The sequence below is a fragment of the Leucobacter shiyiweii genome (assembly GCF_052446065.1).
In the GTDB taxonomy this organism is placed as follows: domain Bacteria; phylum Actinomycetota; class Actinomycetes; order Actinomycetales; family Microbacteriaceae; genus Leucobacter.
Genome location: NZ_CM127080.1, coordinates 775,136 through 790,782, shown reverse-complemented (window position 1 = coordinate 790,782; position 15,647 = coordinate 775,136). Strand labels below are relative to the sequence as shown.

The following is a 15,647-nucleotide window of genomic DNA, read 5'->3' as shown; positions in this document are numbered from 1 at the left end:
ATCGCCGCCCTTCAGAACTCGAATCTCTAGGGTACCGGCCTCAGCACGCGGCACTACCCGTTGCTGCCCGAGTACGTCTGCTAGACCCCTTGCAAGACGTCTAATGCATGCTGCAGGTCTGCGGGATAGCTCGAATTGAATTCAACGTGTTCGCCAGAACCGGGGTGCTTGAAGCCGAGCCTCATGGCGTGCAGCCACTGCCGCTCAAGGCCGAGCTTCTCGGTCAGGGTGGGGTCTGCCCCATACATGCTGTCCCCAACGCAGGGGTGCCGCTGGGCCGACATGTGCACTCGAATCTGATGCGTGCGACCGGTCTCGAGCTCAATCTCGAGCAGTGACGCATATGGGAACGCTTCGAGGGTCACATAGTGAGTGACAGACGGCTTCCCATCGCGAGTCACCGCAAACTTCCACTCAGAACCCGGGTGGCGTCCAATCGGCCCCTCGATCGTCCCCGCGAACGGGTCCGGGTGCCCCTGCACCACCGCGTGATAGATCTTGTCGACTTCACGATCGTGAAAGGCGCGCTTGAGCTCACTGTAAGCTCGTTCGCTCTTGGAAACGACCATCAATCCGCTCGTCCCGACGTCGAGCCGATGCACGATTCCCTGCCGTTCTGCCGGGCCAGAGGTTGCGATCCGGTACCCCGCTCCGGCGAGTGCCCCGAGCACGGTCGGACCCTGCCAGCCCAGCGAGGGGTGTGCAGCAACTCCTGCTGGCTTGTCGATCACCACAATGTCATCATCATCGTGCACGATCGCAAGCTCGGGAACGAACACAGGAATGATCTCGGGACCTCGCCGCTCGTGCCAGCTGACTTCGAGCCACCCGTCTGAACTCAAGCGGTCAGACTTCCCAAGTTCTCGGCCGTCGAGCGTCACGCCGCCCTGCTCAGCGATCTCGGCCGCGAAAGTTCGTGAGAATCCGAGTAGCGCCGCAAGAGCGGCATCAACCCGCTTGCCGACAAGACCGTCGGGCACGGGTAGTGATCTTCGTTCCACTACTCGGTTTCCTGTTCGGTCTTGACGCGTCGCGCCCGCGGGGATCCATCCATCGGGAGTCCCAAGAGGGAGATCACAATGAAGAGACCCATGCCAACCACTATGGCCATGTCGGCAATGTTATAGATTGCGGGAATCAGCCACGGCGTAGAGATGAAATCGATGACGTGGCCGACCGGAAACCCAGGCTCACGTGTCAATCGATCCGTGAGATTTCCAAGCACTCCCCCGAGGAGCAGAGCTAGAAAGAGAGCCCACGAGCGGGATCCGAGCCGCCGCACCTGCCACAAGATTACGACCACAACCACCGCAGCAAGGATGGTGAAGATCCAGGTCGCACCGCTTGCCATCGAAAAAGCTGCGCCCGGGTTCCGGACAAAGTACCACTGGAGAACCTCCCCGAACACCGGTACCGGAGTTCGCTCAGGGAGAGTGGCGACCGCCCAGTTCTTCGTCAGCTGATCTGCCACGTAGACGACAATCGCGACGCCCAGCAGCAGTAACGACTGCAGCCTGCGTCGCGATGTCGCCACGGATGGCGTCTCGGGGAGGGCCTCCGGTTCGAATGCGTGAGTCACGCCCCGGTACTACTCGAGACCCTGCGGTGCACCGTCAGGCTCGGGAGAGCCATCAAGACCGCGCAATTGCGACTGGATGTAGGAGCGCAGCGTGCCGCGGTAGTCAGACTCGAACTCGCGCAGTTCTTTGATTGTGTCTTTCAATCCCTGACGCTCCTCGCCGAGAATGCGCAATTCCTCAGTCCGCTGCAACTGAGCTTCTTCAACCAAACGCTTTGCCTTGGTCTCAGCTTCCTTGACCAGAAGGTCGCGCTGTGTCTCACCCTCGTGCACGTACTTGTCGTGCAGTTCAAGGGCCAACTGCAACATGGCGCTCGACTTCACCGCGTCTGCTGGATTCGTACCGGAGACGGACTGCGCCTGAGTCGGCGCCGCGGCCGGAGCCTCAACCACGATGGTCTGCTCGGAAGGCTTGCCCTCGCCACCCGATGCGGCCTCGGCCTGCTCCAGCTGTGCGGTCAACTCTTCGACTCGTGCGTTCGCCTCGTCAAGTTGCTGCTGGAGCTCCGCCTTTTCCTGCTCGTGCTGGCGAAACTGTTCAACGATCGTATCGAGGAAGTCATCGACTTGATCGAGATCGTAGCCGTCGCGGAACTTCGTGATTGTGAACTTCTGGTTCACAACCTCTTCTGGTGTCAAGGCCATCGTGAATATCTCTTTCGTTGGGGAACCACTGGGGTGGCGTCACGTTAACGGTAGCAAACAATCCCGGTTAGACGGGGATCAGCGCGATGAGGATCCAACATGCGAACATTGTCAGCATCCATCCAAGATCGAGCGAGATTTGCCCGAGTCGGATTGGCGGGAGAATCCTCCTGAACAGCTTGATTGGCGGATCCGTCAAAGAATAGACCAATTCAACCAGCACCAACCAGAATCCTCGCGGTCGGAACCGTGGGTTCAAGACCATGATCCAGTCGAGAATAAACCTGGCCCACAGGACATAGGTGTAGATACGGAGCAGCCACTTCAGAGTAAGCAGTATGACTGCGAATGCGATCGCCACCGCGGTTTACGCTGAGGGACTCACGAAGAATGAGCCACCCTCATTCTGCGTGCCTTCGTCACCGCTAACCGCGATATGCTCGGGCGACAGCAGGAACACCTTGCTCGTTACCCGCTCGATTCGGCCGCGCAATCCCATTGAGAGGCCGCTAGCAAAATCGATCAGTCGTTTGGCCTCGGCCTCATTCATACGTGACAAGTTCAGAATCACAGGAACTCCCTCGCGGAAGCTTTCGGCCACGACTGTCGCATCGCGATACTCGGTGGGGTGCACCGTCAGGATTTCGTTCATAGCCTGCGCAGCTGGCATCCTCACCGGGGTCACCTTCCGTAGCGGAGTCACCGGTGCTCGCTGAGGCGCGGGCCGAGCGGGACTATTCGTGGACGCCGGCGTTTCAGTCTGATTCGACGGCTCACTCCTCGGGGCACCCTGCTCGTCGAGGTCCTCCTCGGCGAGACCGAGGAACACCATGGTCTTCTTCAGTGGATTGCTCATGATAACTTCCTAACGATCCCAGCGATCAGATTACTTTCGACACTAGCCCGCGACCGGGCGATTTCCCGTGATTGCGCTTCCGATGCGCAGGTGTGTCGCACCTGCTGCAATTGCCTCTGCATAGTCGAGCGTCATCCCAGCAGAGATGCTTGTCGCATCTGGGGCAAGGGTCTTTACCCGATCAGAAATCTCGCGGAGCCTCGCAAAGGCGCGCGCAGCCTCTTCCTCCCCGGGGAGTGGAGCAACCGCCATCACGCCCCGAAGCCGCAGTGTTGGCGTATCGAGAACTCGTTCAACAAGTTTCTGAATCTCCCCGGGAGGGGCGCCTCCACGGCCCGGGTCGTCGGTCAAATTGACCTGCACGAAGGCCTCGACGGTGCGCTCGATTCCTGCGAGAGCGTCCACGAGCCGTTCTCGGTCAATGGAGTGGATGGCGTGCGCGTACTGAGCCGCCTGTCTGGCCTTTTTGGTCTGAAGCTGACCGACGAAGTGCCACCGAAGGTCTAACCCCTGCAACTCGTCCGATTTGGACTGCGCCTCTTGATGCCGGTTCTCTCCCACGTCTTGCACGCCAAGAGAAGCAAGTTCACGCACCATGCTCGCCGGATGAAACTTGGTCACCACAATCAGTGTGAGCTCGGATTCATCTCGTCCGGCCGACTTTGCGGCCGCCCCGATGCCGGATCGAACGGCCTCAAGTCGCTCCGCAAGTAAAGCGCGCCCCGGCGCCTCGTCGACCATGCCCTCCCCCGACACTTCGGTCCTACCGGAGGAATTCAGGGATATCGAGATCGAGGTCTTCGCCGTCAAACGCGGGGTCGGAGAGGTGTTCTTCGACGGGTGGGTTGCTGATGGCCTCCCCGAATTCAAGCGGCGAAGAGTCTGCCTGGGACGCTCCTGGAGCAAACCCAACTGTACCGACGCTTGCGGCTGCGGGGGCAAGGTCATCCAACGACTCAACCCGGTTCGCACGACGCCCGCGTTCGGGCCTGTTCCCCTCGCTGCCAGGCTCTGTGTCAAACCCGGCAGCAATTACCGTGACACGTACCTCATCGCCGAGAGTGTCATCAATCACTGTTCCGAAGATGATGTTGGCTTCGGCGTGCACCACGTCATGGACGAGCTGGGACGCCTCGGTGATCTCACTGAGCGCAAGATTCGATGATCCCTGAATCGACAGGAGCACGCCATGGGCACCCTCGATTGAAGCTTCGAGCAGCGGCGAGGCGACAGCCAATTCAGCGGCTTTGATGGCGCGATCCGCGCCACGCGCAGATCCGATGCCCATGAGGGCGGATCCCGCTCCCTGCATCACCGACTTCACGTCCGCGAAGTCGACGTTTATCAGACCCGGCGTCGTGATGAGATCGGTGATCCCCTGCACGCCAGCAAGCAAGACTTGGTCGGCCGCGGCGAATGCCTCGATCATGCTGATTCCGGGTTCGCTGATCTCGAGGAGCCGATCATTCGGCACGACGATGAGCGTGTCTACGGCCTCGCGTAGCGCGTGCACACCGGCATCAGCCTGTGCCGCACGCCGCTTCCCTTCAAAGCTAAATGGGCGGGTCACGACCCCGATCGTCAGTGCGCCGACGGAACGAGCGATCCGGGCGACAATGGGAGCTGCGCCGGTTCCGGTGCCACCGCCTTCGCCGGCGGTCACGAAGACCATGTCCGCGCCAGTGAGAGCTTCCTCAATTTCGTCGGAATGGTCTTCGGCTGCACGACGCCCAACCTCAGGATCTGCACCTGCCCCTAAACCGCGGGTCAGCTCGCGCCCAATGTCAAGTTTGACGTCGGCATCGGTCAGCAGCAGCGCTTGCGCGTCAGTGTTCACCGCAATGAACTCGACGCCGCGCAGCCCAAGCTCGATCATGCGGTTGACCGCATTGACCCCGCCTCCGCCGACGCCGACAACCTTGATGACTGCGAGGTAGTTCTGGTTCGTTGACACGTGGGTCCTTCCCCTCAACCCTCAACCTCTACCTGAAGGTGAAAGTTAGTATTCGGGTATACGTTTACGAACCCCAAGCTATGTTCTTCAGGGCCCGAAACTCGTCCGACACTCCGGGAGCGGGTCGACATTTCCCAAAAAGCGCTCCGCAACGAGAACTCAATCTGCCAAGCCCGCCTCTCCGACGCTCACTGCAAGAAGACCGGCGATTCGGGAGAGGCAACATCAACGACCGAAACCGTGCCGATCGATGCGAGCATCGCGCGCAGCACCGCTGCTTTGCGCTGTGTATCGGACTCGTCGCCCCACTTCACCCGCGTCCCACTCGTCAGCGAAAACTCGATGTCTTGCCCACTAGACGCGGTGAGGGTCGCGAGCTGCGCCCGAAGATCTACCGGCATATCGCGCACGACGGTCGCCGCCGCACGGAAAGCCGGTGACGCGGTATCGATGACCGTCCCCGACCCAAGAGGCACGCCTTCAGGCCGTTCCGTCGCTGTCGCCACAAGAACGCCCGCGGGATCGACCAGAACAAATTGGCCGTCGCGCTCGAGGGCTATCACCGGGTCACGCTCCTCGATGCGCACGATGAGAGTGTGCGGCGGGATCCGCTCGATTGCGTAGCGCTGAATCAAGGGAAAGGGCTCGAGCGCACGGTGCACGTCTTGCTCGTTGACCAAGGCCAGGGGCACGCCTTCAAATCTGGAAAGTGCTGCAGAGAGCTGCTCGGCGTTCATGCGCGATACGCCCGCGACCTGCACTTCCCGCACCGCCATGATCGGAGTGAATACGCCCGCTACCACAAAGAGGGCAAGCGCAACGACGGCAGAGCCGCCGATCACCCACACTCGTCGGCGCTGCCGCGAATGTGCAGTGAAGCGACGCTGGTCTCTTCGCTCTCGAGCCCGACGTGAACGTTCCGCGGATCGCAGTCGTCGCCCGGCTATCCGAACCGGATCTTTGTCTTCCGGCGCAGAGACAGCCGAAAGTCGGCGCAGCGGATTCCACACGGTTGGGACGGTCCCCGCATCGCCCTCGCTGGTGGACTCCGTTTGGCCAGGGTCCTGGGGTATTTCGCCGGAGGGTTCGCCCACCGGCGCAGCTGGCCGGGATCCTCGCTCTGCGGGGGAATCCACCGAGCCGTGAATCGAGTGATCCAATGGGCGCGCATACGACTCTTCCGCTGTACCCGGCACATCTGTCGCGCTCGGTACGCGGGTAACCCTCGGCATCTTCTGCGCACTATCCTCCGGCCGCGGCGCCTCACCCCGGTCAAATCCGCCGGGCCGTTTCACTCTGCCCCGGGCTCGAATCGATCACGCAACGCGGTGACAACCTGAGGAATGATCTGATAGACCGTGCCACAGCTCATCGTCACCATCACGTCCCCCGGACGTGCAATTTCTGCAAGGTGGCGAGCTGCGTCCTGCCAGTCGTCGAGATAGGCCACCCGCTGAGAATCAGCAAAATCATCTGCAACGAGGGCGCCGGTGACCCCTGCCACCGGATCCTCACGCGCCCCGTCTACCGCCAGCACGACGGTGTAATCGGCTCCACGCTCCAGCGCCTCCGCGAACTCTCGGTGAAACATTCGGGTCCGGCTGTAGAGATGTGGCTGATGGATCGCGATGAGGCGCCCTTCCCCCACCACTGCACGCGCTGAATCGAGTAGCGCAGCAACCTCGGTCGGATGATGCGCGTAATCGTCGTAGACACGCACTCCACCGACTTCGGCGTGGAATTCGAAGCGACGTTTTGTGCCGCCGAACTCAGATATTGCGGCGAGCGCCGCAGAAGCCTCGTAGCCAAGACCGGTGAGGGTCGCGAGCGCGCCCAGCGCATTGAGCGCGTTGTGCCGCCCGAAGACCCTCAGTTGCGCCTCGCACCGCACACCGTCTATCTCAGCGACGAACTGAACGGGACCCGAATCGTCTACAGACACCAGCCGCACATCTGCGTCAGGATGTTCTCCAAAGGTGCGGACCCGCGCCGCGTCATCGAGCGCAGCGCGCACTTCGGTGGCTCCAGTGTCGTCGGCAGAGATCACCACGAGCTCACGTGCCCCGTTGGCAAAATCAACGAACGCCTGCATGAACGCCTCACGGGAACCGTAGAAATCGAGGTGTTCGGGATCGACGTTGGTAATGAGAGCCACTGCCGTGTCGTAGAGCAAGAATGATTTGTCGGACTCGTCAGCCTCAATAACGAAGAGCTCATCGGCACCTGCGCCTGCACTTACTCCCAGGGTTTCAATGATGCCCCCGTTCACGAACGAAGGATCGACACCTAGCCCCTGCAGTCCAGTGACCACCATTCCGGTCGACGTGGTCTTTCCGTGAGCGCCAGCGATCGAGACGACGTGTCGGTCGCGAGCCAGCCAGGCAAGTGCCTGGGAGCGATGCAGCACAGGCAGACCGCGCGTAAGTGCGAGCTGATACTCCGGGTTGTCTTGCCAGAGCGCTCCGGTGACCACGAGCGTGTCCGCATCACCGACGTTCGCCGCGTCGTGACCGATTGCCACGGGAATTCCAAGTTCCTGCAGGGCACGTGTGCTGTAATTGGCGCTGCGATCGCTCCCGGTCACTCGCACCCCTGCGTGGTGCATCATGCGAGCGATGCCGCTCATGCCTGATCCGCCGATGCCAACGAAATGCACGTGCCCGAGTTGCTCGGGAATCGTCATCGTGAGGTCAGGGTAAATCATGGGGACTCCTTCAGCGCGAACACCCTAGGCTATCGCCTCTTGCACCAGTTGATAGAGTCGCTCGGTGCCATCGAGCGCGCCGACTGACCGGGCCTTCTCAGCCATATCAGCCAGACGTCTTGGGTCGCAGAGCAAGGGCAGCAACGTGTGGCGTACCCATTCGGGGCCGAGATCGGCATCGTTCACCAACAGCGCCCCGCCGGCCTGCACCATCCCTTGCGCGTTGAATCGCTGTTCGCCGTTACCGGAGCCATACGGAACGAGCACCGCGGGAATGCCGAGGCCGGCGAGTTCACTCACCGTAGTGGAACCTGCTCGGGAAACAGCCAGGTCGCACGCCGCGAACGCCAGATCCATCCGGTCACAGTAGCGAATGACCGTGTAGCCGAGAACCTCCGGGTCTTCGAGTTCGGTGAGTCCCCCCCACACGTGTAACGCCTGTGCGCCCGAGGCAGCGATGGCCTCGGCAGATCCGGCTACGCCCTGGTTGAGTGCCCTGGCACCGAGAGAGCCGCCAGTCACCAGCAGGGTGGGTTTCACGGGATCCAGGCCGAAATACTCCCGCGCCTGAGCACGCAGCGCGGAACGGTCGAGACGAGCGATTTCCGGCCTCAACGGCATTCCGGTGACACGGGCTCCACGAATCGGCGTTCCCGGAAACGTCACTCCCACGCGAGAGGCGTACCGCGCGCCGAGTCGATTCGCCAGTCCAGGCTTTGCATTCGCTTCGTGGATCACCACGGGAATCCCTTCGCGATGAGCTGCGAGGTAGGCGGGAGTTGAGACATATCCGCCGAATCCCACAACAACATCGATCTCGCGCTCTCGAATCAACTCGCGTGCCGCCGCGACCGCTCGAAGAAATCGTGCAGGGAACCGGATTGCTTGCATGTCCGGCCTGCGAGGGAAGGGTACGCGCGCGATGAACACCAGCTCATACCCGCGTTCGGGAACGAGCCTGGCTTCGAGGCCCTCCCGGGTTCCCAGCACAACGATGCTGGCGTTAGGATCCACCTGTGCGATGTGATCGGCGAGCGCGAGAAGGGGGTTCACGTGCCCCGCAGTGCCGCCTCCGGCCAGCAGGTAGCGGGTCATGAGCGCACTCCCTGTGCCTCGAGCTCGGACTGATAAGCGGAGCCGTCGCGCGCGACCGACACCACTACACCCATTGCGAGCAGACAGGCGATGAGAGCGGTACCCCCCGAACTAATCAGGGGCAGGGGAACTCCCAGCACTGGAAATACTCCGATTACTACTCCGATGTTGATAAACGCCTGACCGACGATCCACACCAGAATCCCACCGACGACCGCGCGACCGAACCGATCCCGGGCTCGGGCAATCACTCGGAGCATTACCGCAGCGAGGGCGACAAACAGTGCGATCACGAGCAGCGCACCGACGAGCCCCAATTCCTCGCCGATGATTGCGAAGATGTAATCGTTGTCGGCAGCTGGTAGCCAGGACCACTTGGCTTTTGAACCGCCCAGGCCGACCCCGAAGACACCGCCTCCGGCGAGCGCCCAGAGACCATGAAGTGGCTGCCAGCCGAGCCCGCTGTAATCCTCATTCCCCGTAACATGCCCGAAGAGTCGGTTCATACGGTTCGGACTCGTCACCACAAATACTGCGGCCAGCGCAGCAGCACCCAGAGAGGTTGCTGCCAGGGTCTTCCATGTCACTCCGCCGAAATACATCGCACCCAGAACGGTAATTCCCATCACCAGAGTGGTACCCAAGTCTCTCCCGAGAAGTACCAACCCGAGCGCGATGACTGCGCCCGGAAAGATCACAGGAATGATCTCGTGCTTCGGCTGACCGAGCAGAGGCTCTTTTCGCAGCAGGATCGTCCCGATCCATACGATCAGGGCGAGTTTGAGCACCTCCGAGGGCTGGCCGCCGAATGAACCAATCTGGATCCAGTTTCGGTTGCCGTACACCTCGATTCCGATCGGCGTAAAGACGAGGAGCTGCAGCAGAAGACCGAGACCCAGGAACACCCAAGCCCATTTCTTCCAAAACCGTATCGGAAAGGCCGCAGCGATCAGCATGAGCGGAATGCCAATAATGGCATACGTCGCCTGCCGCCAAAATCCCCCAAAAAACCCCTGTTCGTCCAGATACGACGTGATCGATGAGGATGACAAGACCATGATCAGCCCGATGCCGACGAGCAGCGAAGTGATCGCGTAGATCATCACCACCGTCGGATCTGACAGGGACCTCAGTTCACCGCCGAGTCTGATGCGGGAAAAACCGGAGGCTCGCGGACCTCCGGATTCGTCATCGTGAGCTGCTCCAGCCCTCGGCTGATGTGTCGTCGTCATCCGCGTCACCTCCACCAAGAGCCCGAACCGCCGTTTGAAAGCGGCGGCCACGATCTGCATAATCCGAGAATTGGTCCATCGATGCGGCTGCGGGAGACAACACCACGGTGTCGCCCGCTTTCGCGAGCGACGCCGCAGCAGCAACTGCCAGCGTCATCGTGTCCTCAGTCTCTCCCGGCTCGACCTCAATGCGCGGCACTTCCGGAGCGTGTCGTTCAAGCGCGTCGAGCACTGCCCGCCGGTCGACCCCAATTATCACCACGCCGCGGAGCCGGTGCGCGTGATCACGCACGAGGTCCGTCAGATCCACTCCCTTCAGGAGCCCGCCCACCACCCAAACGACGTTCTCCAGAGCGCGCAGCGAGGCAGCCGCGGCGTGCGCATTGGTGGCCTTCGAGTCGTCGATCCACGCGACACCGCCGTAGGTGCCCAGTCGCTGGGCGCGATGGGGGTCTGGCTGAAAGCTCAGGATCGCTTGCGCCACCTCAGCTGGTTCAACTCCTCGGCTCCGGGCAAGAGCAGAGGCGGCCAGAATATTCTGCACCAGGTGAGGCGCCTCCAACGAACGCTCGGCCAATTCGTCAAGGGTCACCAGCTCGTAAGCCTCAGTGTGCCGACCAGCGTGGAAGCCGCGATCCACCAGGATGCCTTCGACCACCCCGAAGCCACTCGCGGGAGGGGCGTCGAGGCCGAAACTGATCGCTCGTGCGCCCTCGATGACATCAGCTTCTTCGACCATGTGCTCGGTCGCCAGGTCTGCTCGATTGTAGACGCAAGCCACCTGGGTGTGCTCATAGACCTTCGCTTTAGCTGCGCGATACGCATGCGCGCCGCCATGCCAGTCCAAGTGGTCGTCAGCGACATTCAGGCAGACACTGGCATAGGGAGAGATGTCGCCCAGTCGGTGCAGTTGAAAGCTCGACAACTCGACCACCAAAACGTCGTACCCCTGCGGGTCTCGCAGCGCGTCCAGAATCGGAACACCGATGTTCCCGACGGGCACGGCGCGCAGACCCCCCACACGCAGCATATGGGCGGTGAGCCCGCTAGTCGTCGTCTTGCCGTTCGTTCCGGTCACGCAGATCCAGTCGGCAATTCGTTCCGTCTTGTCGCGGAGTCGCCACCCGAGGTCGATGTCGCCCCACACCAATGTTCCACGCTGCTCGGCCCACTCAGTCAGCGGGTGGTCTGGTCGATATCCGGGCGAGACGACGACAAGTTCCGGATCAAATTCTCGCAGCGATTCCAGTTGCTCGTCATCGCTCTTACTCTGCGTGCGCTCAGCCCCAATTACCTCAAGAAGTCGCTCGCGATCTGGATCATCATCGCCAAAAATCACCCGCACGCGCGATCCCAGCTCGCACAGCGTGTCAGCGACTGAGAAGCCGGTGACACCGAGCCCGAGCACGGCAACCCGAAGGCCGCGCCAATCGTGGTGCCAACTCCTGAGCCCGAGTAACCGCTCGCGCGCTTCGAAGGTCACTGCGCCACCGTCCACTCCGCGTAAATCGCCCCGATCCCGCTCAGGACGAACACTCCAGCGATGATCCAGAAGCGCACGACGACGGTGGTCTCAGCCCAACCTTTGAGTTCAAAGTGATGATGGATGGGGCTCATGCGGAAGATTCGCTTGCCCTTGGTGATCTTGAAGTAGATCCGCTGGAGGATTACCGAGCCTGATTCAATAACAAAGAGACCGCCGATCACGACGAGCAGCAGTTCGGTTCTCGTCAGGATGGCAAGTGCAGCAATCGCGCCGCCCAGACCCAGCGAACCAGTGTCGCCCATGTAGATGTGCGCCGGGTTGGTGTTCCACCAGACAAATCCCACTAATCCGCCTACCAATGCGGCGGCGATTACTGCAAGATCGAGTGGGTCACGCACCTCGTAGCACCCGGGCTCAAGCCCGCGCGCGCACTGCTGACTGAACTGCCAAAAACCGATTACCGTGTACGCGCCCAGTGCGAGAATCGATGCCCCGCCAGCCAGCCCGTCCAATCCATCGGTGACGTTCACGGAGTTTGAGGCCGCCGTCACGATCACGACGATCCAAATCAGGAAGAGAATGAGGCCCGCGACAGCGCCCAGCGACATAAAGTCGAAGGGGAGATCCCGAAACAAAGAAATGTGAGTGGATGCAGGGGTCAAACCCGACGCATTCGCGAATTGCAGGGAGAGAACGCCAAAGAGCACAGCAATCGCCACCTGACCAGCGATCTTCGACCAGCCCCCTAGGCCCAGTGACTGCTGCTTCCGTGTCTTCAGGAAGTCATCGATAAACCCGACAAGCCCCAAACCTACGGTCATCAGAATAACCAGCAGAGCGGAGGGCGTCGGGGACTCGCCAGCGATGAGCTTCGCGATGAAATAGGCGAAGACCGATCCAGAGATAAAGATCAGCCCACCCATCGTCGGCGTGCCTCGTTTCGCGAAATGCGACTTCGGGCCGTCCTCGCGAATGAATTGCCCCCAGCGCAGCTTCTGGAACCCCCGGATGAATAAGGGAGTTAGGAGGAGCGAGTACAGCATGGAGAGGGCACCCGCGATGAGCAGCGCGATCATGCGAACGCCTCTCCGAGCCGATCGCCCAGCGACTGCAAACCAGCGGCGTTCGACGACTTCACTAGCACGGTGTCACCCGGCTGCAGAGATTCACGCAGGTACGCAAACGCGTCGTCTTGCGTTTCAAAGAACACGCTCTCCCCGTCCCAGGAACCCTCGTTGATCGCAGAGATGTGCAGCCTGCGTGCCTCGGGCCCCACGACCACCAGTTCACTGATGCCTAATCTCACAACCTGCAAGCCAATGCGATCGTGCTCGTCTCCCGAGAACTCGCCGAGTTCGCTCATCGCCCCGAGCACGGCAATAGACCTGGCTCCCGGGCGCGAGATCTGGGCCAGCGTCTTGAGGGCCGCACTCATCGAGTCAGGACTTGCATTGTAAGCGTCATTAATGATGGTGATGTGATCGCGACCTCCGAGCACCTGCATGCGACCGGGCGCAGCGAGCTGAGCGGACTCGAGCGATGCCACGATATCCGAAAGTGTCAGACCAAGCTCGGCTCCCACTGCGGCTGCTGCGAGCGCGTTTGCGACGTGATGCTCCCCCAACACGCGAAAGCGAACGGGGGCGGAATGCCCGTCGATGGTCAACGTGAACGTCGTGCCATCGGCAGAGCCCTCCACATCGTCGGCGCGCACGCTAGCCTCCGGGTGCTGGCCAAAAAAGCGTACACGCGCCCGGGTGCGATCTGCCATGAGTGCGACTCTGGGATCGTCACGATTAAGCACCGCAACCGCAGAACTCGGCAAGTCGCGAACCATCTCGCTCTTCGTGCGGAATGTGGTTTCGATTCCACCGAATTCGCCTGCGTGCGCGAGGCCAACCGACAGCACCACGCCGATATGGGGAGGCGCCATTGCGGTGAGCCGAGATATCTCTCCCTCAGCGCTCGCCCCCATCTCAGCCACGAGGGTACGAGTTTCACGGCGCACCCGAAGCATGGTGACCGGACCACCGACCTCATTGTTGAAGGACTTCTCTGAGGCGACGGTCGGTCCGATTCTTTCCGCCATTGCCGCGATCAGATTCTTCGTTGTGGTCTTGCCGTTCGAACCAGTGATGCCGACAATTGTCATTTGGCCCGCGGCCCGCACACGGCGAACGACCTCAGTCGCGAGACGCCCGAGGGCGAGAGTCGAGTCGTCCACCACGATTTGGGCCACCCGACCATCGACTTCGCGCTCAACCACCAACGCAGCGGCGCCCCGATCGATGGCGGCGGCAGCGAAACGATGGCCGTCGGTTTCCTCGCCGATACGCGCAAAAAAGATCTGCCCCGGCTCAATCTCTCGCGAGTCGGTCTGCGGGTTTCCCGCGATAATCGACGTCGCCGAGGATCCGTCGGCTCCCGGGATGAGTTGACCATCCGTTGCTTCAGCGATTTCCGCCAGAGTCATTTCAATCACTGCAGATATCCCGCCTCGCGGAGCGCTCCGCGTGCCTCATCGCGCGCCGAATATGGCAAGTGCTGCCCGGCGACTTCCTGGTAGTCCTCATGCCCGGGACCGGCATACAGGATAACGTCACCGGGTTCAGCAAGCGAAATGGCGAGCCGTATCGCCGCGCGGGGGTCGGCTTCCTCATGGATCTCAGCTCGACCCGCAGAACGGGCACCGGCAATCAACTGGGCGCGGATCGCGGCGGGATCTTCAGTTCTCGGATGGTAATCACAAATGATTAGCTCGTCGCTTCCCGCGGCTGCGATCCGTCCCATTTCTTCGCGCTTGCTGGTGTCACGATCTCCGTCGGCTCCGAACATGAAAATGATGCGACCGGGGGCGACTTCGCTTAACGCATCAAGCATCGCTTGAAAGCTCCCGGGAGTGTGGCCGTAATCGACGAAGAATCGTGGACCCGGGTTTCCGGGGTTGATCGCTTCCAAGCGTCCGGGAATATACACCGGAATTTTGCCGCGATCGAGCCCTGCGGAAACGCGCGAGAGCGACACCCCAGCCTCGTGCAACATGATCAGTGCAAGCGCGGCATTCTCGGCCATGAAGCGCCCGAAAAGTGGCACTTGACCGGTGAAATGCGCTCCACCCGGGCCCTGCAAGACAAACGAGACTCCCTCGAGATCCTGCCTCGTTACGGCGAGGTGCCAATCCGCCTGGCTGCCGTATTCAGTCGCAAGGGTCGTTACCGGAATCTGGGCCTCTCGCACCACCCTGCGCCCGTGAGTGGAATCGACGACCACAACGCCACGCTCCGCATGCTCGGGGGCGAATAGAGCGACCTTCGCCGCAAAATACGTCTCCATGTCGCCGAAATCATCGAGGTGGTCCTGAGAAAAATTGTTAAATGCCACCACGTTGAAGTTCACGCCGTCGATGCGGTGCCGTTCTATTGCGTGCGCCGAGACTTCGAGCGCGATCGCTTCAGCGCCGTCCTCTTGCATCCGCGCAAGGAGCCCATGGAGTTCCGTCGCCTCCGGACTCGTGAGCGAGCTGGTCATGACGGTGTCACCGATGCGTCGCTCGGCAGTCGAGCTCAGTCCTACCGTGAGACCGGCGGCTTTCAGGAGCTCTGCAAGGAAATAGACCACGCTGGTCTTCCCGTTGGTGCCAGTGACTCCGAAAACTATCGCATCAAGGTGGCCCGTGCCGTAAACCGCGCCCGAAATCTTGCCGAGCTGCGATCGGAGATCGACGGGCGAGACGAGCACCGGCACCTCCATGGCGGTCGCGCCATTATCGCTCCTGAGTCGATTTGCCCCGCTATCATCGGCGAGCACTGCCGCTGCGCCCCGGGCTACTGCCTGATCAACGAACTCTGCGCCGTGTGCTCGGGCACCCGCGAGGGCGACGTATAGATCACCGGGACGAACATCACGCGAATCAAGCGTCACTCCAGTCACTTTGACGGCTTCGGCGGCCGACTCGGAGACATTCACCAGGTTCAGCTCGAACTGCCGAGCGAGTGCGGCAAGCGAGGTGTGGATCGGTTGCCGCGGACGGATGCTGAGGCCGCTGCCCGCGGTGTCTCGTTGACTTCTCTTCACCGTACGATCCTACCGAGGAGCA

At 61.4% G+C, this 15,647-nt stretch carries 15 protein-coding genes; all 15 read right to left on the bottom strand.

Annotated elements, in window-relative coordinates; all coding sequences use genetic code 11:
* Nucleotides 1-80: 80 nt before the first annotated feature.
* Nucleotides 81-1,001, bottom strand: a complete 921-nt coding sequence (locus tag ACTNFJ_RS03760; RefSeq protein WP_435906964.1) for an RluA family pseudouridine synthase — start codon at nucleotides 999-1,001, stop codon at nucleotides 81-83.
* Nucleotides 1,001-1,579 (bottom strand): signal peptidase II, encoded by a 579-nt coding sequence (gene lspA, locus ACTNFJ_RS03755; protein ID WP_435906965.1) that lies wholly within the window; start codon nucleotides 1,577-1,579, stop codon nucleotides 1,001-1,003. Before lspA ends, ACTNFJ_RS03760 begins: the two co-directional genes overlap by 1 nt.
* A gap of 9 nt (nucleotides 1,580-1,588) precedes the next feature.
* On the bottom strand, nucleotides 1,589-2,224 hold the full coding sequence (locus ACTNFJ_RS03750) for a DivIVA domain-containing protein (RefSeq protein ID WP_435906966.1): 636 nt from the start codon (nucleotides 2,222-2,224) through the stop codon (nucleotides 1,589-1,591).
* Nucleotides 2,225-2,291: 67 nt separating this feature from the next.
* Entirely contained in the window at nucleotides 2,292-2,585 is a 294-nt protein-coding gene (locus ACTNFJ_RS03745; RefSeq protein ID WP_435906967.1) for a YggT family protein, read from the bottom strand.
* 6 nt (nucleotides 2,586-2,591) lie between these two features.
* A complete protein-coding gene (locus ACTNFJ_RS03740; protein ID WP_435906968.1) occupies nucleotides 2,592-3,080 on the bottom strand; it encodes a cell division protein SepF in 489 nt (162 codons plus the stop codon).
* A 42-nt stretch (nucleotides 3,081-3,122) separates the two neighbouring features.
* A complete protein-coding gene (locus ACTNFJ_RS03735; RefSeq protein ID WP_435907009.1) occupies nucleotides 3,123-3,821 on the bottom strand; it encodes a YggS family pyridoxal phosphate-dependent enzyme in 699 nt (232 codons plus the stop codon).
* Nucleotides 3,822-3,843: 22 nt separating this feature from the next.
* Nucleotides 3,844-5,034: a cell division protein FtsZ gene (gene ftsZ, locus ACTNFJ_RS03730; protein WP_435906969.1), complete on the bottom strand. Its 1,191-nt coding sequence runs from the start codon at nucleotides 5,032-5,034 to the stop codon at nucleotides 3,844-3,846.
* 188 nt (nucleotides 5,035-5,222) lie between these two features.
* The gene (locus ACTNFJ_RS03725) at nucleotides 5,223-5,876 is read right to left on the bottom strand and encodes a cell division protein FtsQ/DivIB (RefSeq protein ID WP_444711789.1); all 654 of its coding nucleotides are present in this window, start codon (nucleotides 5,874-5,876) and stop codon (nucleotides 5,223-5,225) included.
* A 449-nt stretch (nucleotides 5,877-6,325) separates the two neighbouring features.
* Nucleotides 6,326-7,738: a UDP-N-acetylmuramate--L-alanine ligase gene (gene murC / locus ACTNFJ_RS03720; protein WP_435906971.1), complete on the bottom strand. Its 1,413-nt coding sequence runs from the start codon at nucleotides 7,736-7,738 to the stop codon at nucleotides 6,326-6,328.
* 24 nt (nucleotides 7,739-7,762) lie between these two features.
* A complete protein-coding gene (gene murG, locus ACTNFJ_RS03715) occupies nucleotides 7,763-8,833 on the bottom strand; it encodes an undecaprenyldiphospho-muramoylpentapeptide beta-N-acetylglucosaminyltransferase (protein WP_435906972.1) in 1,071 nt (356 codons plus the stop codon).
* Nucleotides 8,830-10,065: a putative lipid II flippase FtsW gene (ftsW, locus tag ACTNFJ_RS03710; protein ID WP_435906973.1), complete on the bottom strand. Its 1,236-nt coding sequence runs from the start codon at nucleotides 10,063-10,065 to the stop codon at nucleotides 8,830-8,832. The genes murG and ftsW overlap by 4 nt, the downstream gene beginning before the upstream one ends.
* Nucleotides 10,022-11,548, bottom strand: a complete 1,527-nt coding sequence (gene murD / locus ACTNFJ_RS03705) for a UDP-N-acetylmuramoyl-L-alanine--D-glutamate ligase (protein ID WP_435906974.1) — start codon at nucleotides 11,546-11,548, stop codon at nucleotides 10,022-10,024. The genes ftsW and murD overlap by 44 nt, the downstream gene beginning before the upstream one ends.
* A complete protein-coding gene (gene mraY / locus ACTNFJ_RS03700; protein WP_435906975.1) occupies nucleotides 11,545-12,627 on the bottom strand; it encodes a phospho-N-acetylmuramoyl-pentapeptide-transferase in 1,083 nt (360 codons plus the stop codon). Before mraY ends, murD begins: the two co-directional genes overlap by 4 nt.
* Nucleotides 12,624-14,033, bottom strand: coding sequence for a UDP-N-acetylmuramoyl-tripeptide--D-alanyl-D-alanine ligase (locus tag ACTNFJ_RS03695; RefSeq protein WP_435906976.1), 1,410 nt, complete (start codon nucleotides 14,031-14,033; stop codon nucleotides 12,624-12,626). The genes mraY and ACTNFJ_RS03695 overlap by 4 nt, the downstream gene beginning before the upstream one ends.
* Nucleotides 14,030-15,625: a Mur ligase family protein gene (locus ACTNFJ_RS03690; RefSeq protein ID WP_435906977.1), complete on the bottom strand. Its 1,596-nt coding sequence runs from the start codon at nucleotides 15,623-15,625 to the stop codon at nucleotides 14,030-14,032. The genes ACTNFJ_RS03695 and ACTNFJ_RS03690 overlap by 4 nt, the downstream gene beginning before the upstream one ends.
* Nucleotides 15,626-15,647 lie beyond the last annotated feature (22 nt).